Annotated in this window: 22 protein-coding genes and 1 other annotated feature; of the genes, 7 read left to right on the top strand and 15 right to left on the bottom strand. The window is 65.3% G+C overall.

Translation table 11 applies throughout. The features are described 5' to 3' along the window. Nucleotides 1-28: 28 nt before the first annotated feature. The 4 genes from CXR29_RS16600 to CXR29_RS16585 form a co-directional block, all read right to left on the bottom strand. Entirely contained in the window at nucleotides 29-916 is an 888-nt protein-coding gene (locus CXR29_RS16600) for an anti-sigma factor (RefSeq protein WP_127365131.1), read from the bottom strand. Then, a complete protein-coding gene (locus CXR29_RS16595) occupies nucleotides 913-1,488 on the bottom strand; it encodes a sigma-70 family RNA polymerase sigma factor (protein WP_127365130.1) in 576 nt (191 codons plus the stop codon). The genes CXR29_RS16600 and CXR29_RS16595 overlap by 4 nt, the downstream gene beginning before the upstream one ends. 228 nt (nucleotides 1,489-1,716) lie before the next feature. Continuing rightward, the gene (locus tag CXR29_RS16590) at nucleotides 1,717-2,409 is read right to left on the bottom strand and encodes a fasciclin domain-containing protein (protein WP_127365129.1); all 693 of its coding nucleotides are present in this window, start codon (nucleotides 2,407-2,409) and stop codon (nucleotides 1,717-1,719) included. 154 nt (nucleotides 2,410-2,563) lie between these two features. Then, nucleotides 2,564-4,141, bottom strand: coding sequence for a molybdopterin-dependent oxidoreductase (locus tag CXR29_RS16585; RefSeq protein WP_127365128.1), 1,578 nt, complete (start codon nucleotides 4,139-4,141; stop codon nucleotides 2,564-2,566). A 109-nt stretch (nucleotides 4,142-4,250) separates the two neighbouring features. On the opposite strand from CXR29_RS16585, the gene CXR29_RS16580 reads away from it, so the two are divergent. The 4 genes from CXR29_RS16580 (at nucleotide 4,251) to CXR29_RS16565 (ending at nucleotide 7,480) form a co-directional block, all read left to right on the top strand. Further along, nucleotides 4,251-4,754, top strand: coding sequence for an OsmC family protein (locus CXR29_RS16580; RefSeq protein WP_101554448.1), 504 nt, complete (start codon nucleotides 4,251-4,253; stop codon nucleotides 4,752-4,754). A 201-nt stretch (nucleotides 4,755-4,955) separates the two neighbouring features. Then, nucleotides 4,956-5,642: a trimeric intracellular cation channel family protein gene (locus CXR29_RS16575; protein WP_127365386.1), complete on the top strand. Its 687-nt coding sequence runs from the start codon at nucleotides 4,956-4,958 to the stop codon at nucleotides 5,640-5,642. A gap of 104 nt (nucleotides 5,643-5,746) precedes the next feature. Further along, nucleotides 5,747-6,574 (top strand): hypothetical protein, encoded by an 828-nt coding sequence (locus tag CXR29_RS16570; protein ID WP_127365127.1) that lies wholly within the window; start codon nucleotides 5,747-5,749, stop codon nucleotides 6,572-6,574. A gap of 45 nt (nucleotides 6,575-6,619) precedes the next feature. Further along, the gene (locus tag CXR29_RS16565; protein ID WP_127365126.1) at nucleotides 6,620-7,480 is read left to right on the top strand and encodes a PPK2 family polyphosphate kinase; all 861 of its coding nucleotides are present in this window, start codon (nucleotides 6,620-6,622) and stop codon (nucleotides 7,478-7,480) included. Nucleotides 7,481-7,544: 64 nt separating this feature from the next. Here CXR29_RS16565 and CXR29_RS16560 read toward each other — a convergent pair whose 3' ends face one another. Continuing rightward, nucleotides 7,545-7,967 carry an OsmC family protein gene (locus CXR29_RS16560; protein ID WP_101554445.1) on the bottom strand — a complete coding sequence of 141 codons (423 nt, stop codon included), beginning with the start codon at nucleotides 7,965-7,967 and terminating at the stop codon, nucleotides 7,545-7,547. A gap of 44 nt (nucleotides 7,968-8,011) precedes the next feature. After that, nucleotides 8,012-8,581, bottom strand: coding sequence for a cysteine hydrolase family protein (locus CXR29_RS16555; RefSeq protein WP_127365125.1), 570 nt, complete (start codon nucleotides 8,579-8,581; stop codon nucleotides 8,012-8,014). A 94-nt stretch (nucleotides 8,582-8,675) separates the two neighbouring features. Here CXR29_RS16555 and CXR29_RS16550 point away from each other — a divergent pair, with 94 nt between their 5' ends. Then, nucleotides 8,676-10,010, top strand: coding sequence for an MFS transporter (locus CXR29_RS16550; protein WP_241241504.1), 1,335 nt, complete (start codon nucleotides 8,676-8,678; stop codon nucleotides 10,008-10,010). Nucleotides 10,011-10,077: 67 nt separating this feature from the next. After that, nucleotides 10,078-10,842 carry an MOSC domain-containing protein gene (locus CXR29_RS16545; RefSeq protein ID WP_240811988.1) on the top strand — a complete coding sequence of 255 codons (765 nt, stop codon included), beginning with the start codon at nucleotides 10,078-10,080 and terminating at the stop codon, nucleotides 10,840-10,842. Nucleotides 10,843-10,917: 75 nt separating this feature from the next. On the opposite strand, the gene kynU is transcribed toward CXR29_RS16545, so the two are convergent. From kynU to CXR29_RS16515, 6 genes are all read right to left on the bottom strand, one after another. Then, nucleotides 10,918-12,219 (bottom strand): kynureninase, encoded by a 1,302-nt coding sequence (gene kynU / locus CXR29_RS16540; RefSeq protein ID WP_127365124.1) that lies wholly within the window; start codon nucleotides 12,217-12,219, stop codon nucleotides 10,918-10,920. A gap of 551 nt (nucleotides 12,220-12,770) precedes the next feature. After that, nucleotides 12,771-13,640 (bottom strand): IS3 family transposase, encoded by an 870-nt coding sequence (locus CXR29_RS16535; RefSeq protein WP_241241503.1) that lies wholly within the window; start codon nucleotides 13,638-13,640, stop codon nucleotides 12,771-12,773. Continuing rightward, nucleotides 13,602-13,730, bottom strand: a sequence feature (AL1L pseudoknot). Its footprint overlaps the gene before it by 39 nt. Then, nucleotides 13,691-13,996: a transposase gene (locus CXR29_RS16530; RefSeq protein WP_164742795.1), complete on the bottom strand. Its 306-nt coding sequence runs from the start codon at nucleotides 13,994-13,996 to the stop codon at nucleotides 13,691-13,693. It overlaps the preceding feature by 40 nt. 57 nt (nucleotides 13,997-14,053) lie before the next feature. Beyond that, nucleotides 14,054-15,184, bottom strand: coding sequence for an integrase core domain-containing protein (locus CXR29_RS16525; protein WP_127365123.1), 1,131 nt, complete (start codon nucleotides 15,182-15,184; stop codon nucleotides 14,054-14,056). 168 nt (nucleotides 15,185-15,352) lie between these two features. Beyond that, nucleotides 15,353-17,188 (bottom strand): DNA helicase RecQ, encoded by a 1,836-nt coding sequence (gene recQ, locus CXR29_RS16520; protein ID WP_127365122.1) that lies wholly within the window; start codon nucleotides 17,186-17,188, stop codon nucleotides 15,353-15,355. Nucleotides 17,189-17,611: 423 nt separating this feature from the next. Continuing rightward, entirely contained in the window at nucleotides 17,612-18,820 is a 1,209-nt protein-coding gene (locus CXR29_RS16515; RefSeq protein ID WP_206516235.1) for an MFS transporter, read from the bottom strand. A gap of 215 nt (nucleotides 18,821-19,035) precedes the next feature. Here CXR29_RS16515 and CXR29_RS16510 point away from each other — a divergent pair, with 215 nt between their 5' ends. Then, a complete protein-coding gene (locus CXR29_RS16510) occupies nucleotides 19,036-19,494 on the top strand; it encodes a Rieske (2Fe-2S) protein (RefSeq protein ID WP_127365121.1) in 459 nt (152 codons plus the stop codon). A 61-nt stretch (nucleotides 19,495-19,555) separates the two neighbouring features. Here CXR29_RS16510 and CXR29_RS16505 read toward each other — a convergent pair whose 3' ends face one another. From CXR29_RS16505 to CXR29_RS16495, 3 genes are all read right to left on the bottom strand, one after another. After that, entirely contained in the window at nucleotides 19,556-19,930 is a 375-nt protein-coding gene (locus CXR29_RS16505) for a hypothetical protein (protein ID WP_127365120.1), read from the bottom strand. Next, on the bottom strand, nucleotides 19,927-21,111 hold the full coding sequence (locus CXR29_RS16500) for a serine hydrolase domain-containing protein (RefSeq protein WP_127365119.1): 1,185 nt from the start codon (nucleotides 21,109-21,111) through the stop codon (nucleotides 19,927-19,929). Before CXR29_RS16500 ends, CXR29_RS16505 begins: the two co-directional genes overlap by 4 nt. Before the next feature lie 86 nt (nucleotides 21,112-21,197). Further along, nucleotides 21,198-21,740 (bottom strand): ArsR/SmtB family transcription factor, encoded by a 543-nt coding sequence (locus CXR29_RS16495; RefSeq protein WP_025779088.1) that lies wholly within the window; start codon nucleotides 21,738-21,740, stop codon nucleotides 21,198-21,200. Between the last annotated feature and the right edge of the window lie 15 nt (nucleotides 21,741-21,755).

Genomic DNA, 21,755 nt, shown 5'->3' with positions numbered 1-21,755 from the left:
GGTGCGACGAAGCCTACTCCTCGCGGCCCTACAGGTCGATGGCGACGATCGGATCCGTGGTCGGCTGCTTCGAACCGCCCTCGGGTTCGACGGTGATACCGAAGACGCTGCCGTCGGTGAACTTTTCGCCGGTGATGGTCACCGGCTCATCCGCCATCAGGCCGGCGTTTTCCGGGCCGTCGGCACCGATGACCCACATCTGCATCGACTTTCCGGCCGGTGGCTGTCCGATGTCTTTGGGGCTGAGGCGGATGAGCTGCTCGCTCTTGGAAGAGAGAACAGTGACAGAGCCGCCCTCGGGCAGCTTCTCGGTGTGCGTACGCAGATCACTGGCCTCCATGAGACGGGCAGAATCATCCAACTGCTGCTGAGTCGCTGCCAGCTCCTCTTCCAGAGCGTTCTGCCGCTGTTGCTGCTGCCAGAGGGTCCCGCCGAGACCGGCGGCGACAACGATCGCGGCCGCGGCCGCGACCCACGGCAACCAGGAGATGCGGCGAGGCTGTGGATCTCCTGCGCCTTCAGCGCGGGGGTCGGGCCTGCGTGCCTCTCGATGGTCGCTCAGCGACGTCGGTGCCGGCTGAGGATCGTTGGAGGCATCAGCGGCGATGGGCGGAGCCGAGGTCTCACCGGCCGGTGGGGCCTTCGCCTCGGCGGCTGACGACGTCTCGGGAGCCGGTTCCTGTGCCGGCTCCTGGGCGTGGTTCTCGGGGATCGACAGAATCGCCTCTCGAGTCGCCGAGCTGACATCGACCGGTTCATCGGATTCGGCCGCGTCGGCCATGACGTCGGCATACGCGGCGACTTCGGCACGGAATTCGGCGTCGGACTCGGCCAGCGCCTGAGCCTCGGCGAGTTCTGAGTCGCTGAGCCCGCCGAGGGCCAGCCCGGCAGCCAGATAGTCACGATCTGCGCTCATCGGCTTGCCTCCAACTCTTCTCGCAGCTTCTTCATTCCGTCTCTGATCCGTGACTTGATGGTACCCAGCGGCACCTGGAGATCCTCTGAGATCTGAGCATGGGTCAGACCCTGGTAGAAGGCCATGACGATGGGCCTGCTCTGATCTTCGGGGAGGATCTTCAACGCGGAGACCGTGCGATCCGATTCCGCCCGGTCGATCACGGTCTGCTCGACTCCTTCCACCGCCTCGGTGGAGGTGCGCAGTCCGTCGGCGAGGTCACGGTCCTGCTGGGACTGAACACTGCGCACGCAGTCGATGGCGCGTCTGCGACACAGGGTGACCAGCCATGCTCTGCCGGTCCCTCGGGTCGGGTCGAATCCCGAACACCGCGTCCACACCTCGGTGAAGCAGTCTTGGAGGACCTCCTCGGCGAGCGTTCGGCTCTTGACGATCCGGACGATCACGGCCATGAGGATGCGGGAGTGCGTGGTGAACAGCTCTTCGAATGCCGACCGGTCGCCCCCGGCGATGCGGATCAGCAGGGCTCCGCCGGGATCGGCGGTTTCCGCCGGCTGGTGATCAGAGCTCATTGCCCAATCATGCCATGCATGCAGAAACCGATCACACCTTTCCCAGGTGAGCGAGTCGAACGAGGTGCGCGCAGCGGTCGGGCCGTGCGCTGCCGAGACGGTCAGCCGGCGTTCGTGCGAAGCCGCTTGAACCGTCGAGGAAGCGAAGGCGGCCGGGAGCCGATCCTGGTGCTGCTGATCGATTCCCGGCCGCTGCATTGTGATGCTCTCTCACTGTGGAGGTTCCGGTCACTTCTCCGGCATCATCACGGCGTCGACCATGTAGACCGTGGCGTTGGCGGTCTTGACTCCGCCGCAGACCAGTCCGGCATCGTCGAACTTCATGTCCTCGCCCTCACCGGTCACGGTCACCTTCGAACCTTCGACGGTCTCGTGCTCACCGGCGATCTCATCGGGGGAGAGCTGACCGGGGATGACGTGGTAGGTCAGGACCTTCGTCAGCTGGTCCGAGTCCTTGGCCAGGGCGTCGAGGTCGTCCTTGGGCACATCGGCGAAGGCGTCGTCGACCGGGGCGATGACCGTGAACTCGTCACCGTTGAGGGTGTCGACGAGGTCGACATCAGGGTTGAGTTCGCCCGAGACCGCCTTCGTCAGGGTCGTCAGCATCGGATTGTTCGACGCGGCAGTGGCCACCGGGTCCTGGCCCATGCCTTCGACGGATCCGGCCCCGTCCGGGTTCGCCTCGGCGTAGGCCGAGCAGCCCTTGCCGACGAGGTCGGCATCGGCCATGGAGGAGTCGCCGGACTCGTCGGGCATCTCGGACTCGCTCGAGTCAGCGGGCTGGGATTCGGAGCTGCCCGATTCCGAGCCGGAGTCGTCGCTGCCGGATCCTGAATCCATTCCGCAGCCGCTGAGGGCCAACAGGCCGATGGCGCCGGCCGAGAGGATGGTGGCGGTGCGTGTGCGAAGCAGAGTCTTCATTGTTCTTCTCCTTGGAAACAGTGATGCGGATGATCCCACAGCTGTGAAGTGGTCTCCATTGCTCGCTGTGTACTGGGTATTCGGTGCGGTTTCGGGTTCGGATGGGTGGATGGGGAAGAAATATGAGAATTTCTTCGCCGAGGCGGCTGCGGGGTCATTCGACGCGGAACTGGATGTGGTGGTGCCCGGTGGCCGAGTTCGGGATCGACTCCCGACGTTTCGAAGTCTGCACCGTGCCGTCCTTGTCCGTGGCACGCACGGTGAGGGTATGGGAGCCCGCAGCCACCTCGGCGAATTCGGCCCGCCACTGCCGCCAGGTGTCGATCGTGACCTCCGCGGCCAGATCCGCCTGCGTCCAGTCACCGTCGTCGAGCTTGACCTCGACACGGTCGACCCCTGAATGCTGCGCCCAGGCGGTGCCGCCGACCTGGATGTCTCCGGCCGGAACCTTGGCCAAGGGCCCCGGCACCTCGATGCGGGAGGCGACGAGGATGGGCGCCTTCGCATCCCACCCACGGTCGGTCCAATAGGCGGTCTTCTCATCGAAGCGAGTGACCTCGAGTTCGGTCACCCATTTCGTTGCGGAGACGAAACCGTAGAGCCCGGGAACGACGAGGCGGGCGGGGAAACCGTGGATCGGGGTGAGCGGTTCGCCGTTCATTCCCACCGCCAGCAGGGCGGCGCGGTCATCGGTCAGCGCACCGAGGGGAGTCGAGGCGGTGAATCCGTCGAAGGAATGGGAGAGGACCATATCGGCATCAGCGCTCGGGCGGGCTCGGGCGAGGAGTTCGCGCACCGGATAGCCGAGCCAGGTCGCGTTGCCGACGAGTTCCCCGCCGACGGGGTTGGACACGCAGGTGAGCGTGATGTGGTGTTCTTCGAGCGGCAGATCGAGGAGCTCGTCCATCGTCAGGGTGACTTCGTTCTCGACCATGCCGTGGATGCGCAGGGACCACTGCTGCGGGTCGATGACCGGTGGTGAGAGCACGGTGTCGATGCGGTAGAAGTCCTTGGCCTCGGTGACGAAGGGGACAGTGCCGTCGAGGTCGGTGCTCGCGGCCGCGGGGATCGCGGCCGCCTTCTTCGCGGGGGTGGGCAGGACCAGCTTGGCCACTGCGGCGCCGGCGTCCTGTGTGAGTGAGACGATGGTCTGACCAGCGGCGATGCTGACGGCCCCGATGGCCCCGACGGCTCCGGCCAGGCCGAAGAAACGGCGGCGGCTCAAGGTATCCGACGTCCGCGAACCGCGCGTGACATCGGCACGGTCGGCCGCCTCGGCGGGGGATGTCGGTAGGCCGAGACGCAGCAGCAGGATGAAGCCCGTGATGCCGACCGCGAAGCCGATGAGCGCGGGGACGAGGTCGAGGGCACCCGCCTCGGGGCGGATGATGATGACGATGACCGGGACGAGCCCGGCGACGATCAGCAGCGTCGTGGCCAGACGGCGGCGGGAGGCGGCCAGGGCTCCGATGAGACCGGCGAGGACGATCGCACCGAGCCCGGTGGAGAGGACGAGGACGAGCTTGTCGTTGTCGCCGAAGAGGGCGATGACGGGTTTGATCGCTGCCGGGGGAGCCAGGGGGATGATCGCCTGACCGAGGGTGAGCAGGGGTGCCGCACTCGGGGTGAAGGCACGCGCGATGAGGTCCGCGAGACCGAACATCATGACGGTGGCGACGATGCCTGCCACGGCGCCGCGGAAACGGTGGGTTGCACGGGTTGTCCGATTCATAGTGATCATTCGGAGCCGCGGGCGCGGTGGATGGGTCTGTGCGCTTTCGTTACTGACCATTCACTGAATCGTCAGTGACCTTGTTGCGCGCCTGTCGTAGCATGGTGCAATGACTGAGAACCCCGGATACGCCCAGCCGCAGGCTCCGACCGGAGATGCGGATGAGCCGAAGAGCCCGAGTGCGCCGATCTACACCGCGAAGGTCGAGAACCTCGGCGGCACCTCGGGCGAGGTGCGCGTCGAAGACGGCCAGACCCTGCCCACCGCCCCGACCTCACGGGTCGAAGAAGGCAACAACCCGGAACAGTTCCTCGCCATGGCCTGGTCGACCTGCCTCGGCGAGACGCTCAAGGTCGTCCTCGCGGTCAATGAGATCGAGGCGCTCTCACGCGTGCGCGTCGAGGTCGAGCTGCACAATGAACCCTCCGGCAACGGCTTCTACTTCGCCCCGAAGGCGTTCATCTCCATCGAAGGGGTCTCGGACACCGACGCCGAGAAGTACGCTGCCCGCGCCCACGCTCGCTGCCCCATCTCCAAACTGCTCATGGGCAAGGGCACCCCGGTCGTCGAGATCGAACCGTACAAGAACCCGGACAACTTCCAGCTCAGCTGAACTCTCCACCCACTTCGGCGAAAGCAGGCCCCGGCTGCGAAGTCGGGGCCTCTTCAGTCGGCACTCGGGCGTTGCCGGTCGGACTCCGCGGCCACCTCGGCGGGGAAGAAAGGTCCAGGGGGCCCAACGGCGGATTACAGTGGCTGGTAGCACGTTCGGCACCGGGCCGGGCACGGATCGATGAGAGGAGCCGAGGTGGAGATGGACCTGCAGGACTTCCTGTTCCTCGCGCTCGACCTCACCGGCACGTTCGTCTTCGCGGTCTCCGGAGTGCTGCTGGCCGCCCGCCGCGATTTCGACATCACGGGCGGACTGGTGCTGGGCACGATGACGGGAATCGGCGGCGGAATGATCCGCGATGTGCTCCTCGACCGGGTGCCCAACGCCATCGGCCAACCCATCTACCTCGCTCCGCCGGTGATCGCGACCCTGCTCATCTACATCATCGGATCCCACATCTCCCGGGCACGGATCTGGATCGTCGCCTTCGACGCGATGGGTCTCGGCCTCTTCAGCGTCACCGGGACGACGATCGCGCTCTCGGCGGGGACGAACTATCCGGCGGCGCTGCTCATGGGGGCGCTGACCGCGTGCGGCGGCGGGCTCATGCGCGACGCCGTGGCCAGTGAGGATCCGGCGATCTTCCGCGGCACCGACCTCTACCTCATCCCCGCCCTGTTCGGTTCGGGACTGACGATCATCGCCGAGGTGACCGGGCTGTTGGGTGCCATCGCCTCCCTGGTCATCGCGGCCGCTGCCTTCGGTTTCCGCATGCTCGCCTGGAAGCTGCAGTGGCGGGTGCCGCAGCCGATGCGGCAATGGTCGTACCGGGACACCGGTCGTCGAGTGAAGAAGAAGCTGCCGTCGGTGTTCCGGAAACCGGACTGAGGGCGCGGCTTGTCGGACGGTGTCTGACCGGTTGAGTTCCGCGATGGCGGATCTGAAACATCGATACCGGCATCGGTCGCCCGTGCTTGTGCGACGATGAAATCATGAGCGAGAAACCAGCCGGACCGCCTCCACCAGGACCGCTTCCGTTGCATGAGGTGGAGCCGGTCCCGACATGGACGCGCGACTTCCTGCGCGTCCTCGGGATCTCGTTGTTCGGGGCACTGTTCTTCACCTTCCTCATCTGGCTCGCCTCGACGGGTCTGATGCTGCAGCAGAACTTCCAGGTCATCGAGGCCGACGCGGTATGGATGGGGGTCTGTGCGGGCGGGATGGCCTTTCTCTTCCCGTTCCTGTTCACGGAGTACAAACGCTCAGACGACGGGTTCCGGCGTGACGGTCTCATCCCGCTGATCCTTCTCAGCGTGGTCGCCTCCGCCGTGATCGTCACTCTGGTGGCGTTGGTCTGGCCGTTCTTCCTCGGCGAGCGGGCCGTTCCCGGAACGGTTGCGGCGGAACTCAACACCGATCCTGCGAGCTGCTTCCTCATCCTGCTCTTCTTCATCGGGGGAATGGCCTGGAGCACCAGCATGATGATGCCGATGATGATCGGCGGCTATAAGGTCGCGCTGTGGCTCCTGCTGCCGTACCTCGGATTCGTCTTCCTCATCCTCTTCGCCGGTGTGAGGGTCTTCGACAATCCGCCGAGCCTGCTCACCACGATGATCTGGGTGGCTGTGTCGCTGTTCGGGCTGGCGGCGCTGACGGTGCTTTCGATGCTGCGCAATGTCATCGACAAGGCCACGCCGCAGATGACCGCCGCCGAACGCGAAGCGGACTACCAAAGGTACCTGGAGGATCGGCGTCGGCGTGGACTGACGAATGAGAGCCCGCTGCCGGGCATCGACGGGCCTCAGCGGCCTCGGCGGTGAGCTGCCGGTATAGACGGGGCCATTCCCACCTGGAAAGATGAACGCATGAGTGAGCTGAGAAGCAACTGGACGACCGACCCCGCACCACTGCTGCGCGTCGGGGAGGGATTCCGCCTCGGCGAGGTCGACCAGCAGTCGACGCCCGGTTACGACGGGGACAAGAAGAGCGGGAAGAAGGATCTCGAGGCGCTGTCGACCGAACTGAGCGATCTGCAGGAGAGACTCTTCGCCGCGCACCACGACGAGGACTCCGGCCCCGCCGTTCTCCTCGTCCTGCAAGCCATGGACACCGCCGGCAAGGGCGGAATCGTTCGTCACGTCGTCGGAGCCGTCGACCCGCAGGGCGTTGAACTCGCCGCCTTCAAGAAGCCGACCGAGGAGGAGCTCGCCCACGACTTCCTCTGGCGCATCCGTCCGCGCGTGCCCGGGCCCGGAATGATCGGAGTCTTCGACCGCTCCCACTACGAGGATGTGCTCATCGGCCGCGTCCGTGAACTCGCCGACGCCGCCGAGATCGAGCGCCGCTACACAGCGATCAACGACTTCGAAGCCGAACTGGTCGCGGCGGGAGTGCGGATCGTCAAGGTCATGCTCCATATCTCCCCGGACGAGCAGAAGGAGCGCCTGGCCGAACGCCTCGACCGGCCGGACAAGTACTGGAAGTACAACCCCGGAGACGTCGACGAACGACTCCTGTGGCCGGATTACATGGACGCCTACCAGGCAGTCTTCGACCGCACTTCCACCGAGGCGGCGCCGTGGTTCGTCGTGCCCGCGAACCGGAAATGGTACGCCAGGCTGGCCGTGCAGCGTCTGCTGCTCGATGTCCTCAAGGACATCGACCCGCAGTGGCCGGCCGCCGATTTCGACGTCGAGGTCGAGAAGAAACGGCTCGCCGACAGCTGACGATCACGTCTGCACGGAACGGCGGGCCGCCTCGGCGAAGGATCTGCCGCGCGGAATCGGGACGTCAGTCGCGACGGATGCTGAAGTCGACCTTCGTGGGGTGTTCGACGGTGCGGGAGACCGTGCAGTACTTGTCGTGGGAGAGCCCGACGAGGCGTTCGATGCGGGCATCGGCCTTCCGGCCCTCCTCGTCGTCGGGGAACGCGAGATCGAAGTCGAGGTGGACGTTGTCCACACGGGAAGCCCCGTCTTCGTCGATCTTGTCCGCGGTCGCGGCGACGTCGAACTTCGTCGGTTCGGTGTGACGGCTGGTCACGGTGTCGACGTCGATCGATGAGCAGCCGGCGACGGCGGCCAGGAGCAGCTCGACGGGGGTCATGAGGCCCTCGCCGCGACCGAATTCGATGCTCGCTCCGCTTGGGGCGGTGGCGCGGTAGTGGTTCTCGGAGATGCGGGTCAGTTCGATGCTGCGGATGTCTTCACTCATGCCTCAATGATGGCAGACTCGCGGGGTTGCAGGAGCGGGGTCGATCACGGTCTGGCGAAGTCGACCTCGCTCGACTCCTGGACCCGTGCCTGTCGACCGGGACCGGATTCGAACTGCCAGTACAGGTTCGTGTGGGACACGACCTGCTTCGGAGGGGGAGCGCCCCACTCGGTGAGATCCTCGGTGGTGTGGGCGTCGGTGACGAGGGTGACGTCATAACCGCGGGCGAAGCCGCCGTGGATCGTCGACCGTACGCAGGCGTCGGATTGGGCACCGGTGACAACGAGATGGCCGACGTCCTTGCCGGCGAGCACCTCCTCGAAGTCCGTGTCCTCGAAGGTGTTGCCGTGGGTCTTTTCGATGATGGATTCACCGTCGGCGGGGGCGAGCGCGTCGACGATCTGCCATTGCGGGGAATCGAGCGGAAGCTCACCTGAGCTGTGCCGGACCCAGACCACCTCGGTGCCGGTGTTCCGGGCGCGGTCGACGAGATCCGAGATCGTGGAGATGACCTGATCGGAGTTCCAACCGGCCTGCATCACCCCGTTCTGGACGTCGATGACGACGAGGGCGGAGTTCGGACGAGTGGATGACGGCGGCTGAGCGGTGGGCATATGATCCTCCTTGATCAAGGATCATTGTCCTCGCTCCGATCCCAGCAGGCAAGAGCGCGGCGCCGGTCTGTTCTGCGGGTGTGAGAATAGGCGAGTGAGCGATTCCTCCGAGATCTCCGGCGACGAGGTGGGCGTCGGCAAGGTTGGCGCGGGTGCGGGCAGAGCGGGTGGCGGCAGTGCCGCGGGTCCGCGCCGTTTCAGCGTCCTGCGCAGCTGGAAGACTGCGCCCTATCTGGTCGGGTCGGGTACGGCGATGATGGGCGACAACATCGAGCACGTCATCACCTACTGGGTGCTGTGGCAGAAGTTCGAATCCCCGGCGCTCGTCGGGTTCCAGCTCATCAGCCATTGGCTGCCGTTCCTGCTGCTGTCCGTCTATGCGGGATCCCTGGCCGAACGTTTCGACTGCCGCCGCCTCATCCAGATCGGGCAGATCATGTTCATGGTCGTGTCCCTGTGCTGGGGGATCCTCTTCCTCACCGACTCCCTGCAGCTGTGGCAGGCCTGCGTGCTGCTCGTCATCCACGGACTCGCCGGTTGTCTGTGGGGCCCGGCCGAACAGATGATGCTCCATGACTTCGTCGATCGGAAAGAGCTGCCGAGCGCGGTCCGCCTCAACTCGACCTTCCGCAGCCTCGGCATCCTCTTCGGTCCCGTCGTCGGTTCCGCCCTGCTGCTCGGGGTCGGCGCCACATGGGGCATCTTCATCAACATCCTCTTCTACCTGCCGCTGACGATCTTCCTCATCCGCACCCCTTTCACCGGACATCTGCGCAGCGGAGGTGTGCGCACCGCGCGGACGACCCTCATCCAGTCGCTGCGGGTGCTCATCGATGTCCGCCACAATCGTGCGATCGTCGGCATGCTGCTGCTGGCGGCGCTCGCCTCGACGACGATCGGGGCGGTGCTGCAGACGGCGATGCCGGTGTTCGGCGACATCCTCAATCCGGTCGGTGGAGACAGCGACTTCACCTACGGTGTGCTGCTCTTCGCCATGGGCGCCGGCGGAGTGCTCGGCGGGTTCGGGCTCGAGGCGACCGGGTGGATCAGGGCCGTCCCAGCTGCGGCGGCACTGGCCGCCTCGGCGATGGGCCTGAGCGCACTGCTCTTCGCCCTGACCTCGCACCTGTGGGTGGCGGTCATCATGCTCGTCATCGCCGGAGTCTCGAAGATCACCGCCGAGTCGACCGAGATGGCCATCATCCAACTCGAAGCGCCGCCTGAGATCCGCGGTCGCGTCATCGGCTCCTATGCGACGTTCGGGCCGGGGATGCAGACCTTCTCCGGAGTCACCGTGGGAGTGCTCGGCACGATCGCCACGATTCCCGGAGCCGTCATCATCGGCGGCACGGTCCTGGCCATCGGAGCGGTGGCCATCGGCGCCTACGCCATCACAGGAGGCCGCAACCCCCATGCAATTACTACCTGACGGGGGCGCAGCAACCTGGCGCCAGGTATCTGCGCCGCCGTCACCGACGCTGGCGTCGGAATTCAGTGTGCCATCGCTCGGTTTCGCCCACGTCAAAGGCACACGACACGAGGCCCGACCTGGAGCAGCCGTCGACGCTCACGGCCCGATCGGCGATCGTGAGTTCTGCTTCGTCGATGTCGAACGACGACAGGTGCTCAAGACCGTGCAGAACCCACGGCTCATTCGCATGACCACCTCCCTCGTCGACGACACACTGACGATCACCTTGCCCGACGGGCGCTCTGCCTCTGGAGTGTCAGTCGGGCAGGGTGAGCGCCTGACCTGCTCTTACTGGAAGCGACCGGTCGACCTCGAACTCACCGACGGTCCGCATTCGCAGCTCGCCTCCGAGTGGCTGGGAAAGCCGGTGCGACTGGCCCGCGCACGTCGTGGAGATGTGATCTACGGAGCTGGCCTGTCGATCGTCACGACTGCTTCGATACGAGAACTCGCCGATCGGTCCGGTCACCACGAGCTGCTTGATGAGACCGCCCGCTTCCGTGCCACCCTCGTTCTCGACGCGGACGAACCCTTCATCGAAGAGACATGGCGAGGCCGGGATGTGACGGTGAACGTGCCGGACGTCGGCGCTCTGCGTGTGCGGATCGGAGATCCGATTGCGCGGTGTGCCATCCTCGATCTCGACCCGATCACTGGGGAGCGGGGCAGCAATCTGCTCAAGACGCTTGCCGCCAGCCGCCCGCGAAATGAGGCGGGTGAACCGTACTTCGGAGTCAACGCCGAGGTCATCGAAACCTCTGTCGAAACCTCTGCGGCTCCGGACACCTGAGCAGCCATGCTCCAACGCCGGTGACGGCGGCCCAGATACCTGGCGCCAGGTTGCTGCGCCGCCGTCGGGTAGCAATCAGGTGACGGCGCCGCGGACCTTGTGCGCCGGGGTGTCCCAGAGCCGGTTGTCGAGGATGTCGCGCAGGGCCTCGACGGTGTCCCACACCTCGGTGAACCCGATGTAGAGCGGAGTCAGTCCGAACCGCAGCACCTCCGGCTCGCGGTAGTCGCCGATGATTCCGCGTTCGATGAGCGCGCTCATCACCGCAAACCCCTCCGGATGCCGGATCGAGACCTGGGATCCGCGATGGGCGTGCTCACGTGGGGTGACGACCTCGACCGGGTGATCGGCCACACGCTCATCGACGAGGTCGATGAACAGGTCCGACAGCGCCAGGGATTTCTCCCGGACCTGTTCCATGTCCGCCCGCGAGTGGATGTCGAGGCCGAGCTCGGCCACGGACATCGACAGGATTCCCTGCGTGCCCGTGAGGTACCGGCGGATACCGTCGGCCGGCCGATAGTCCGGAGCCATATCGAAGGGCTGCGCATGCGACCACCACCCCGACAGAGGTTGGCTGAATCGGTTCTGCAGCGCCTCGGCGACCCAGATGAACGCGGGAGAGCCGGGTCCGCCGTTGAGGAACTTGTACGTGCAGCCGATCGCCATGTCCGCACCGGTTCCGGCCAGATCGATCGGCAGAGCACCGGCCGAATGGCACAGATCCCAGATGACCATGGCTCCGCCGGATTGGATCGCCGAGGTGGTCGTGCCCATATCGAAGAGCCGACCGGTCCGGTAGTTGACATGGGTGAGGACGACGAGGGCCACCTCGTCGGACATCGTGGTCGGGAATCCTGCGGTGACCTCCCCATCGTCGACGAGGCGGACTTCGTATCCGTCGCCGAGCTGCTCGGCCAAACCTTGAAGCATGTAGATATCGGAGGGGAAGTTCTCCCGCTGGGTGAGGATGACCCGCCGGTTCGGGGAGTCCTCGGCCTGCATCTTCAGCGCCGCCGAGGCGGCCTTGAACAGGTTGATCGACGTGGTGTCCGTGACGACGGTCGACCCGGCCCCGCCGCCGACTAGCCCGGCGACCTTCTCACCCAGCTTCGCGGGCAGGTCCCACCAGCCGGCGGTGTTCCACGAACCGATGAGGCCGGTGCCCCATTCGTCGGTGATGACTTCCTGGGCGCGGTCTGCGGCTCCTTTTGTCCGCGGGCCGAGCGAGTTCCCGTCGAGGTAGATCGTGCCTTCCGGGAGCAGGAACTCTTCGCGGAAGCCGTGCAGGGGATCGTTCGCATCGCGTTGTTCGCAGTCCGCGCGGGTGATTGCTGTTGGATTCGCCGAGGTGGCTGTCCGGTCAGGGGTCGTCATCGTCGCCTTCCACGTGGTGAGGGAACCGGTGGGTTCGTCTGCATTCCAGGCTACCGCCTCAGAACTACCTGACGGCGGCTCAGCAACCTCGTGTGGAAACTCGCGACCTTGCTGACAACCTCACTCATTACCTTGCTGACAACCTCGCTCACCAGCGTGCTGACAACCTGACTCACTAGGTTGCAGACACTCTGGGCGGGGTTGTCTTTTCTTCAGTGACATATCGTGACGGTCCGGTCAGCTGGTGCCTCGGATGGGAAATGCTTGAGCAGATAGTCATGCTGTTTCGTCAGCCACGTCTTCGTAGCTCCACGCATTCTGGCTCCAACGACTCTCCACAACGGATACCGCCTGACTGTTTCAGCGGTGCGAATTGGCAGCGGAAAATACACCGCTTCCTCACCAGTGGTCGGGTCGAACAAGGTGTAAGCGTCCTCGGTGACCACTGACTGATAGGTCCCGACCAGGGATTTCGGTACTCCGAGTCCGACAGCGTGGACATAGAGCTGTGTCAAGCCCCGGGTTTCGTAGAGGCTCCTTTTCTTGGTTTCCTAAGCAGCCGCGGACTCTGTCGCAGACTGGTTGATCCATTCGGAATGGACCTCGAACGGTGGTCGGTACCCGGTCGCTGAATGCAGCCGTTCCTGGTTGTACCAAGCCACCCACTTCGACGTCTCCGCCATCACCTCAATCAACCCCGACCACACTTTCCGGTCGATAAGCTCGGCCTTGTATACCGAGTTCAGCGCCTCCGCCATCGCGTTGTCATACGAGTCCCCACGCGACCCCACAGATGCCACAATTTCGGACTCCGCCAGGGTCTCGCCATAGCGAATCGACCGGAATTGCACCCCGCGATCCGAGTGATGCACCAGCCCGGAGACGTCTTCGCCGGCCCGATACTTCGCAGCGAGAGCCATCGTGAGTGCGTCCCTGGCCAGCGACTCCCGCATATGGTTCGTCACCTGCCAGCCGACGATCTCCCGGTGGAAGACATCAAGGATGAACGTCGTGTACACCCACCCAGCAGACGTCGGAACATACGTGATGTCCGCAACCCACAAACAGTTGGGTGCCGGTGCTGCGAACTCACGTTCGACGAGATCATCCGGACACTCCTCAGCACGTGCTGAGGCCGTCTTCGGCCGCTTCCGCTTCCGCCGGATCCCGTCAATGCCCAACTGGCGCATCAACCGCTCCACTGTGCAGCGGGCCACCGGACCGAACTGGTCGGCGTAGTCGCGGTTGATCGCCTTCCACATCTTCCGCACTCCATAGCAGGAATAGTTCGCCTCATAGACATCCTGGATGACCACCATCAGTGCTTGGTCCCGACGGGCCCTGGCTGATGGTTGACGCTTCTTGTAGGCGTAATACGAGCTCACAGCAATCCGTGCAGCAGTCCCGGACAGGGCGCGCACGATTGGCTCGACTCCGAACTCGTGACGATGATCGTCGATGAAAGCGACGATCACTTCGATGGGCGGTCGAGCTCCGCCGCGAAGAAAGCCGACGCTCTCTTCAAAATCTCGTTGGCCCGCTTCGCTTCGGCCAGCTCAGCCCGGAGCCGACGGTTCTCCGCTTCCAGGTCGACCGACTCGGCCGGTGTGGCTTTGCCGGAGTCCTTGTGCTTTCGCACCCAGACTCGCAGGGTTTCTTTACTCAGACCGAGTTCGTTCGCAACACGGGTGATCGCTCCGTTCGCGGTGTCGGGGTCGGCCTGGGCATGGATGACGAGCTCGACGGCACGAGCCTTGAGTTCGTCGGTGTATTTCACTGGCAAGAGAGAATCTCCTTCTTCCAATCTCCCTGCCTCTATTATCCCCGGGGCGATTCACTGTGGATTGCCCGCGGCAATCACAACACGGTCTGGCACTGCATCGGCGGCTTCTGGAAAGGGTTCGCCGGCAAACCTGTTCTGATCGGGAAGTGGTTGGTTCAACGCGGCCTGAACTCGGCGGCGTTGAGCATACTCACGTGCGATCGCTTCGACCTCAGTGCGCGGGATCGGTGTGCCGTTTGAGGGAGTATGCACGGCGGCTTCCCACGCCTGTCGCGGAGTCATATTTCCTGGCAATGCCTGATGCCGTCGGCGATTGTTGTAGCGGTCGCGGAAAGCCACGATCACCTTCTGCGCTTGCTCAAGACTGCGGGGACGGTTGGCGTCGAGGACTCTCAGCAGTGTCTGGTGGCCACGTTCGTTCTTGCCCTGGGTTTGCGGGTGTCCGGGCATGCCGGAGATTCCTCGGCAGCCGTGGTCGGCGAGGAAGAGTTGAGTGGTCACGACCCAGCCCTGACGGTTGCCGTTGAACGCGTTGCCGTTGTCAGTCAACAGCTCCTGGGGCACTCCATAGTCAGTGAAGGCAGCGGAGATGGTCTGGATCGCGTCGGCACTGTTTTCCACGCCGTGGAAGGCTTGTGTGCCGACGTCGAAGCGGGTGGAGTCATCAAGGAGCTGATACACCGTGATCTTCGTCTTACCGCCGGTGAGTGTGTATTCGAAGGCATCGAGTTGCCACATCTCCATGGCGTTGGCACGGACGAATCGGATCAATGATGATCGCGGGCGCTTCTTCGGGTTCGTTTTCACTCGCCCAGCGTCGGAGAGGATCCGACCGATCGTGGCCACAGAAGGGACGGGTTCGGTGAACTGACCGGTATCGACTCCGTGGAACCAGATCGATTTCGGGCCGGCATCCCACCCGGTGGACTCGAGTTCGGTGCGGATCTTCAGGACGAGGTCGGTGGTGGTCTGGTCATAGATTCGTACGGTGTTCTTCGGTGCCGATGAGTGGGGGTGGAGTGCCAGGAGTCCTTCGGTTTTGTAGCGTTTGCGGATCGCGTAGAACGTGGTTCGAGTGATGCCGTGGTGGCGGCAGAACTCGGTGATCGGTGGAGAGTCTGATGCGTTGGGGTCGAAGTCGATGATCGCGCGGCGGGTGGCCAGTGAAAGAGGTTCGGGCATGACCCGAAGTGTGCTTCATGGTGTCAGCAACGTCATGAGACATGGTGTCAGCAATGTGTTGAGACAGGTTGTAAGCAAGGTAGTGAGACAGCACAGCCCAGCAACCTCGCGCGAGGTTGCTGGGCCGCCGTCAGGTAGCAAATGGGAGGTGAGGAGGGCTGACGACGTCTAGCCTGCGTGGGCGGCGAGCACCTCGAGCACGGAATCGCCGTAGCGGTCGAGCTTCTTCAGACCCACTCCGCTGACCTGACCGAGTGCGCTGATCGTCGTCGGCTTGACTTCGACGATGCCGTAGAGCGTGGCATCGGGGAACACGACATAGGCGGGCACGCCCTGCTCCTTCGCCTGCTCTCCTCGCCAGGAGCGCAGGGCCTCGAACAGGGAGGCATCGGCGGGGTCGAGTTCGACTTCGGGGTCGCCCCGGCGACGTGATCCGGCCTTCTTGCCTCCGGACTTCTTCACCGGGTCGACGCGCAGTGAGATCTCCTCTTCTCCCCGCAGGACGGGGCCGGCCGCCTCACCGACTACGAGCACTCCGTAGTCGCCATGGGAGTCGAGGAGTCCGCGGGCGAGCACCTGGCGGATGACGGTCTTCCATTGGCTCTCGGACAGGTCGTCGCCGACGCCCCAGACGCTCAGGCTCGCATGGTCCGAGGCCCGGGAACGGTCGTTGTCGTTGCCGCGCAGCACGTCGATGACCTGGCCCGAACCGAAGCGCTGCCCGCGTTCCCGGTCGAGCCGGATGACGGCGGACAGAAGCTTCTGCACGGCCACGGTCGCGTCCCAGGTCACTGGGGGTGTCATGCATGTGTCGCAGTTGCCGCACGGTGCGGAATCCTCATCGAAGTACCGCAGCAGCTGCACACGTCGGCAGTCGACTGTCTCGCAGAGGGCGAGCATCGAATCGAGGTGGCTCATCTGGCGGCGTTTGAACACCTGGTCGCCCTCGCCGGATTCGATGAGTCGGCGTTGGGAGACGACATCGCCGAGGCCGTAGACCATCCACGCATCCGCGGGCAGTCCATCGCGGCCGGCTCGACCGGTCTCCTGGTAGTAGCCTTCGACCGACCGCGGCAGGTCGAGGTGGGCGACGAAGCGGACGTCGGGTTTGTCGATGCCCATGCCGAAGGCGATGGTGGCGACCATGACGATGCCGTCCTCGCGGAGGAACCTCGCCTGGTTCTCCGCGCGCACCTCGGCGGGAAGCCCTGCGTGGTACGGCAGGGCCGTGAGGCCGCGGGCGACGAGTGCTTCGGCCAGCTGATCGACCCCGCGCCGGGACAGACAGTAGACGATGCCCGAATCCCCGGGGTGTTCGGTGGTGATGAAGTTGAGCAGCTGCGATCTCGCCGAGGCTTTCGGCTCGATCCGGTAGGTGATGTTGGGTCGGTCGAAGCTCGCGACGAAGTGCTCGGCATCCTGGAGGTGGAGTCGTTCGGTGAGTTCGGCGTGGGTGGCCGGCGTGGCCGTGGCCGTTAGTGCGATGCGCGGGACATCCGGGAATCGTTCGGCCAAGACGCCGAGTCCCAGATAGTCGCTGCGGAAGTCATGTCCCCATTGGGACACGCAGTGGGCTTCGTCGATGGCGAACAGGGAGATCTGTGCCAGCTCGAGCAGTCGCATCGTCCGCGGCAGGACGAGACGCTCGGGCGCGAGGTAGAGCAGGTCGATCTCTCCGGCGAGCAGCTGCTGTTCGACCTGCTGGGCGGTCTCGAAATCGAGGGACGAGTTGAGATAGGCCGCCCGCACGCCGAGGTTCTCCAGCGCCGCGACCTGATCGGCCATGAGCGCAATGAGTGGGGAGATGACGACACCTGTACCGGGCCTGACCAGGGCAGGAATCTGATAGCACAGGGATTTTCCGCCGCCGGTGGGCATGAGTACGACCGCATCCCCGCCGCCGACGACCTGGTCGACGATGGCCGCCTGCTGACCCCGGAACTCCTCATAGCCGAAGACATCGTGGAGGACATCGAGGGCGGAGGTCGTGGCTGCGGAGGTCATGGCACCCACCCTAGTTCACGTCACTGACCCGAACCTCCATCGGAGACGGGACTACGGACAAGGGGTTTGAGACCTCAGAGGAAACAAACCGAGGTCCCGGTGCGACAAGTCGAGGTGTGGGAGAGCGGAGATGGGACCAGCCGAGAAATATGGGTCACCATCGGATACTTCGAAGCGCTGAAAGTATCCGATGATGACCTACATTTTCCGGGGACTATCCGAAAGTGACCATTTCTCGGGAGCGGGGAGGCAGATCTCCGGAAATCAGGCCTCTGGCCGACGTCCGCCGCGCTGCTCCGTGCGAACCCGGCCCCAACAGGCCCAACAGGCCCAACGGCCCCAACGGCCTCGCCAGTCCAGCTACCCGTCACCCGACGGTCCAGGGACCTGGCTCAGACACCCCAGCACCCGGAGGCCCTCCACCTAACGGCCCGCGAACCTCCGTGCCGCGACGAGTCCAAACACGCACACCACGGCCACTGCGACGGCGAAGATGACGGTCGCATTCGCCAGTCCCACCTCGGCGGCGAGGAATCCGGCACCGATCGCCGGCACCGATATGAACACGTACGCGAGGATGAAGTACGAGGTGGTTGCCTCGGTGCGGTGCTCGGGCGCGGTCACCGCGGTGATCGCGCGCATCCCGGTCATGAACACGAGCCCCTGCCCGGCACCGGCCAACGCTGCGGAGGCGATGAGCACCGGCAGCGACCCCGCCATGAGTGCGAAGACGAGAGCACCCATGCTCACGATCATGGTCACGGTCCCGCCGACGATGAGTCGACGGTCGCTGAACCCGCGCAGCAGCACCTGCGCCGCCGCCGAGGCGCCGAAGAGAAGGAACACAACAGCACCGGTGACCGCGGTCGACGTCACGTGCAGGGTCTGACCGATGAAGCTCGGCGCGATCGCCGAATACAGCCCGCACACCGCGAAGCCGGTGATCGCCCCAGGTGAGGCGGCTAGGAACATGTGCCTCGCCGAGGCGGGAATCCCCGGCAGCTGCAACCGGACGGAGGTTGCCCCGCCCCGCGTGCGGTCCCGCACGAGCATGAGCGCGAACCCGGCGATGGCGAGCATGAGCGCGTTGACGAGGAACGGCGTGAGCAGGGGAGCGGGGGCGAAGCGGGCGAGCAGTCCGGACGACAGGATCCCGAGTCCGAGGCCGCCTATATTCGCCGCCGTGGCCAAGGATCCGGCGAGTCGTTCGCGCCCGGCGGGCGCGTTCTCGAGCACGGTGACGGTGGCGGTCGACGTGAAGATCCCCGCGGCCAGACCGGACAGGACTCGGCCGGTCAGCAGCAGGCCGATGTGGGATCCGATGAGGAAGAGCACCGCCGAGGCGATCGAGAAGATCACCCCGAGGCCGAGCACCGGCCGTCGACCCAGTCCGTCGGAGAGGCGACCGAAGAGGACGAGCGCGCCGATGACCCCGACCACGTAGATTGCGAAGAGCTGAGTGGTGAATGCGGTGCCGAACCCGAACCGCTCCTCATAGAGCGGGTAGAGGGGCGTGGGCATCGTGGTGCCCATCATGACGACGGTGAATACGTACACCGAGGCGGCCAGGCCCCATCCCGTCGCGATGCGCGGATCCGGGCGCCGCTGGTGTGCTGCCGTCTCGTCGGCCACTGCCGCGCCCCTTTTCCGGTTGAAATCGTCCCTCGCCGAGGCGGCCCACCGCACCCATCGCCGCCCCGATCGTCCGAGGACTGGTCTGGTGCCATTCGATCCTGACAGGTACCTGCAGGCGGTGAACCGACTGCGATTGTACGCTGGAACTTACGAGTCCATGTCTGTTGGCGGCATGGCGGATTGTGCGCACCCGCGAGAAGGAGCAGATTCCGATGACGACGACCCCGAGCAGCCCCGCCGAAGTCGAATCGACCGCAACGGCGGATCCGACCCGACGACGTGTGATGAAGACAGCGGGCGTGGCCGGAACGGTGGCGGTCATCGGCGGCTCGGTGGCGGCCACCTCGGCGTGTTCGTCCGACGAGGATGCGGAGCCGACCAAGGACTCGAGCCTGTCGGCCTCAGACGTGCCCGTGGGATCCGGCACCGTCATCGAGGACACCTACGTGATCACTCAGCCGAAGGAGGGCGAGTTCTTCGCATTCTCATCGGTGTGCACCCACCAGGGCTGCCAGGTCACTCGCATCACCGAGGAGGCCATCATCTGCCCGTGCCATTCCTCGAACTTCTCGGTGACCACCGGAGAGGTGATCTCCGGTCCGGCCGAGGAGCCGCTGCCGAAGTACGAGGTCTCCGAAAGCGGCGGTACGTTGACCGTCAAGGGGCAGTAGGGCAAGCAGAGACCTACTCAGGCCGCCGTGGTCGGCCGTTCGCGGAGTCGGGCAACCTCCGTCAGAGGAAGAGCCCGGGGAGGACGAGGGCGCCGGAGATGAGGAGCGCGAGCAGGGTGGAGAAGCCGAGCCCGCTCGCTTCGTTCCGGCGTGCCTTCGCCTCGTCGGATCGCCACGGCAGGTCCGCCCAGACGAGCGCAGCCCGGAAGACGGAGACGACGATGACGAGCGTTCCGGCCAGCCAGACGTAGATGAACCAGCTCTCCCAGCCTCCGAACGGTGTGATGAGGCGGATGAGCAGGACGAATACGACGGCCGTGACCAGGCCCGAGAGCAGCCCGATCCGGGACGCTGCGCGGGGAGCTTGCCACGCGGTGAACGCACCCCAGGCCACGATGAGGGCCCCGATGACCGTTGAGATGAGTTCGGGACTCATGAGCGTTCTCCCTTCGCCGAGCTTTCGTTCCCGGATGCTGTCCCGGTTTCGGACGCGGTTTCGGTTTCGGTCGTGGTGCCGGAATCCGCGCCGGTAGCGGCCATGATGAGCGTCGCGGCCGCATCGACACTGTTCGCCGAATCGTTCAGCACGATGATGCCCTTTCCGGTCTGCCTGTCGAAGCCGAGTAACGACCGAAAGCCGCCGGTGCCGCCGTTGTGCCAGGTGATGGTCGAGCCGTCATGCGTCGTCGTGAACCACGCCCAGCCGATGCGGTCGTCCTCGAAGTCGGCTCGAGGTCCGGCCGCCTCGGCGCCGGGCGCGGTTCCGTCGCTCACGGCTCGCAGCCAGAGCGACATGTCGTGCGTCGTCGACCGGATCGCCCCGGCCGGTGCCGACCCGCCGAGCGTCCACGGTGCGGCGGGCAGTCCCGAGGCCGTGTATCCGTGGGACAGCCCCTCAGCGGAATCCGGGACGAAGGTCTCCTCCATGCCCAGCGGTTCCGTGATCCGCTCGCGGACGAGGTCCGTATAGTCCTGACCGGCCGCCTCGGCGAGGGCTTGGCCGAGGACGGCGAACCCGTAGTTCGAATACTCGGGTTCCGGTTCGCCGACCTCCACATCGTTGAGGCTCGCGACGATGTCCCCGGCGTCCCCGCGGTACGGGTCGGTGTGGATGTAATTCGACAGCACGCTCATCACTCCGTCTCTGAAGCTCGGAGTGGGTTCCTGGGAGGGCAGCCCCGACCGCTGCATCGCAATCGACTCGAGCGTCACCTCGGCGACCTTCCCGTCCAGGTCCGGCCAGACTTCGCCGAGGCGGGTGTCCGCCTTCACCTCGCCCCGGTCGATCGCCTCGGCGAAGAGCGCGGCCGTGAACGTCTTCGTGATCGATCCGATCTCGAACTCGGTGTGCTCATGGGCTCCGGTGCCCGCGAAAGTCACCTCGTCGCCGTCGACGCGGGCGGCCGCCACGTGCTGCCAATGCCGGCTGCCGAGTGCGTCCTCGAGCTCAGCCATGAGCTCGGGATCCCCGGTAGGCGCGCCCTGGAAACCGCGCGGCCACGGGGTGATCGCCGCGAGGACGGCGGCCGTGAGTGAGGCAGCAAGCAAGGCAATCCCCAGTCGCCGAGGCGGCCGTCCCGCGGCCGCAGATGTGCGGTGGTCGTCGGTGACGGTCATCGTTCCTCCTGGTCAGCGGGGGTGGAAAGTGTGGTGGTCGGGTACGGGTCGTGCGGTGGGCGATGGCTCAAGGACGCGAGGTTTCGTCAGTGTGTGCCGATGAGGACGAGGGTGAGCAGCGGAACGACTCGCTGAGCGGGCACCCGCCAGTGTCCGCGGCGGGCGCTCTCTAACCAGCCGGCGCCGGCGAGGGCATGCACATGGTGATAGATCTGCCCGGACGTGCCGAAGCGTTCGTCCTTGCCCAGCTCGGCCACGGTGCTCGTGCCCTCATAGATCGCCTGGAGCAGCTGCAGGCGGACCGGGTGGCCGAGGGCTGCCAGGGATCCGGCCGCCTCGGCGAAGTCGATCTGCGCCAGGCCCGCGCTGCTCAGGCCCATCTGCCACGCCACGGGACCGCTGCCGCCCGGGGGAGTCGTGTACCCGGTGTAGGTCACTCCGCCCTCCTCGCCGAGGTGGTCGACGAGCCCATGCAGCGCCCAGAAGGTCTCCGCGTCGCCCGGCAGGGCGGTCGCCGCTTCGCCTGCGGCGGGCCGCGGTGGCGCGATGGAGGCGGCCGCAGCCTCGAGTTCGGCGACTCGTTGTTCGAGGGCGGAGAGGCGATCGTCTGCCGACGGTGTCGATTCCATGCTTCGATAATACAA

The organism is Brevibacterium linens (assembly GCF_003999335.1).
Lineage (GTDB): Bacteria > Actinomycetota > Actinomycetes > Actinomycetales > Brevibacteriaceae > Brevibacterium > Brevibacterium linens.
The sequence above is the reverse complement of the archived record's forward strand: the minus strand, read 5'-3'. Positions and strand labels throughout refer to the sequence as shown.

Bases quoted from the DNA above. Each gene is read 5' to 3' on its own strand.
- CXR29_RS16585 (WP_127365128.1), bottom strand. From the start codon at position 4,141: ATGAATCGGACAACCCGTGCAACCCACCGTTTCCGCGGCGCCGTGGCA.
- CXR29_RS16505 (WP_127365120.1), bottom strand. From the start codon at position 19,930: ATGAGTCCCGAACTCATCTCAACGGTCATCGGGGCCCTCATCGTGGCC.
- CXR29_RS16580 (WP_101554448.1), top strand. From the start codon at position 4,251: ATGACTGAGAACCCCGGATACGCCCAGCCGCAGGCTCCGACCGGAGAT.
- CXR29_RS16570 (WP_127365127.1), top strand. From the start codon at position 5,747: ATGAGCGAGAAACCAGCCGGACCGCCTCCACCAGGACCGCTTCCGTTG.
- kynU (WP_127365124.1), bottom strand. From the start codon at position 12,219: ATGACGACCCCTGACCGGACAGCCACCTCGGCGAATCCAACAGCAATC.
- CXR29_RS16595 (WP_127365130.1), bottom strand. From the start codon at position 1,488: ATGAGCTCTGATCACCAGCCGGCGGAAACCGCCGATCCCGGCGGAGCC.
- recQ (WP_127365122.1), bottom strand. From the start codon at position 17,188: ATGACCTCCGCAGCCACGACCTCCGCCCTCGATGTCCTCCACGATGTC.
- CXR29_RS16575 (WP_127365386.1), top strand. From the start codon at position 4,956: ATGGACCTGCAGGACTTCCTGTTCCTCGCGCTCGACCTCACCGGCACG.
- CXR29_RS16590 (WP_127365129.1), bottom strand. From the start codon at position 2,409: ATGAAGACTCTGCTTCGCACACGCACCGCCACCATCCTCTCGGCCGGC.
- CXR29_RS16555 (WP_127365125.1), bottom strand. From the start codon at position 8,581: ATGCCCACCGCTCAGCCGCCGTCATCCACTCGTCCGAACTCCGCCCTC.
- CXR29_RS16500 (WP_127365119.1), bottom strand. From the start codon at position 21,111: ATGACCGTCACCGACGACCACCGCACATCTGCGGCCGCGGGACGGCCG.
- CXR29_RS16525 (WP_127365123.1), bottom strand. From the start codon at position 15,184: ATGCCCGAACCTCTTTCACTGGCCACCCGCCGCGCGATCATCGACTTC.
- CXR29_RS16600 (WP_127365131.1), bottom strand. From the start codon at position 916: ATGAGCGCAGATCGTGACTATCTGGCTGCCGGGCTGGCCCTCGGCGGG.
- CXR29_RS16565 (WP_127365126.1), top strand. From the start codon at position 6,620: ATGAGTGAGCTGAGAAGCAACTGGACGACCGACCCCGCACCACTGCTG.
- CXR29_RS16560 (WP_101554445.1), bottom strand. From the start codon at position 7,967: ATGAGTGAAGACATCCGCAGCATCGAACTGACCCGCATCTCCGAGAAC.
- CXR29_RS16510 (WP_127365121.1), top strand. From the start codon at position 19,036: ATGACGACGACCCCGAGCAGCCCCGCCGAAGTCGAATCGACCGCAACG.
- CXR29_RS16495 (WP_025779088.1), bottom strand. From the start codon at position 21,740: ATGGAATCGACACCGTCGGCAGACGATCGCCTCTCCGCCCTCGAACAA.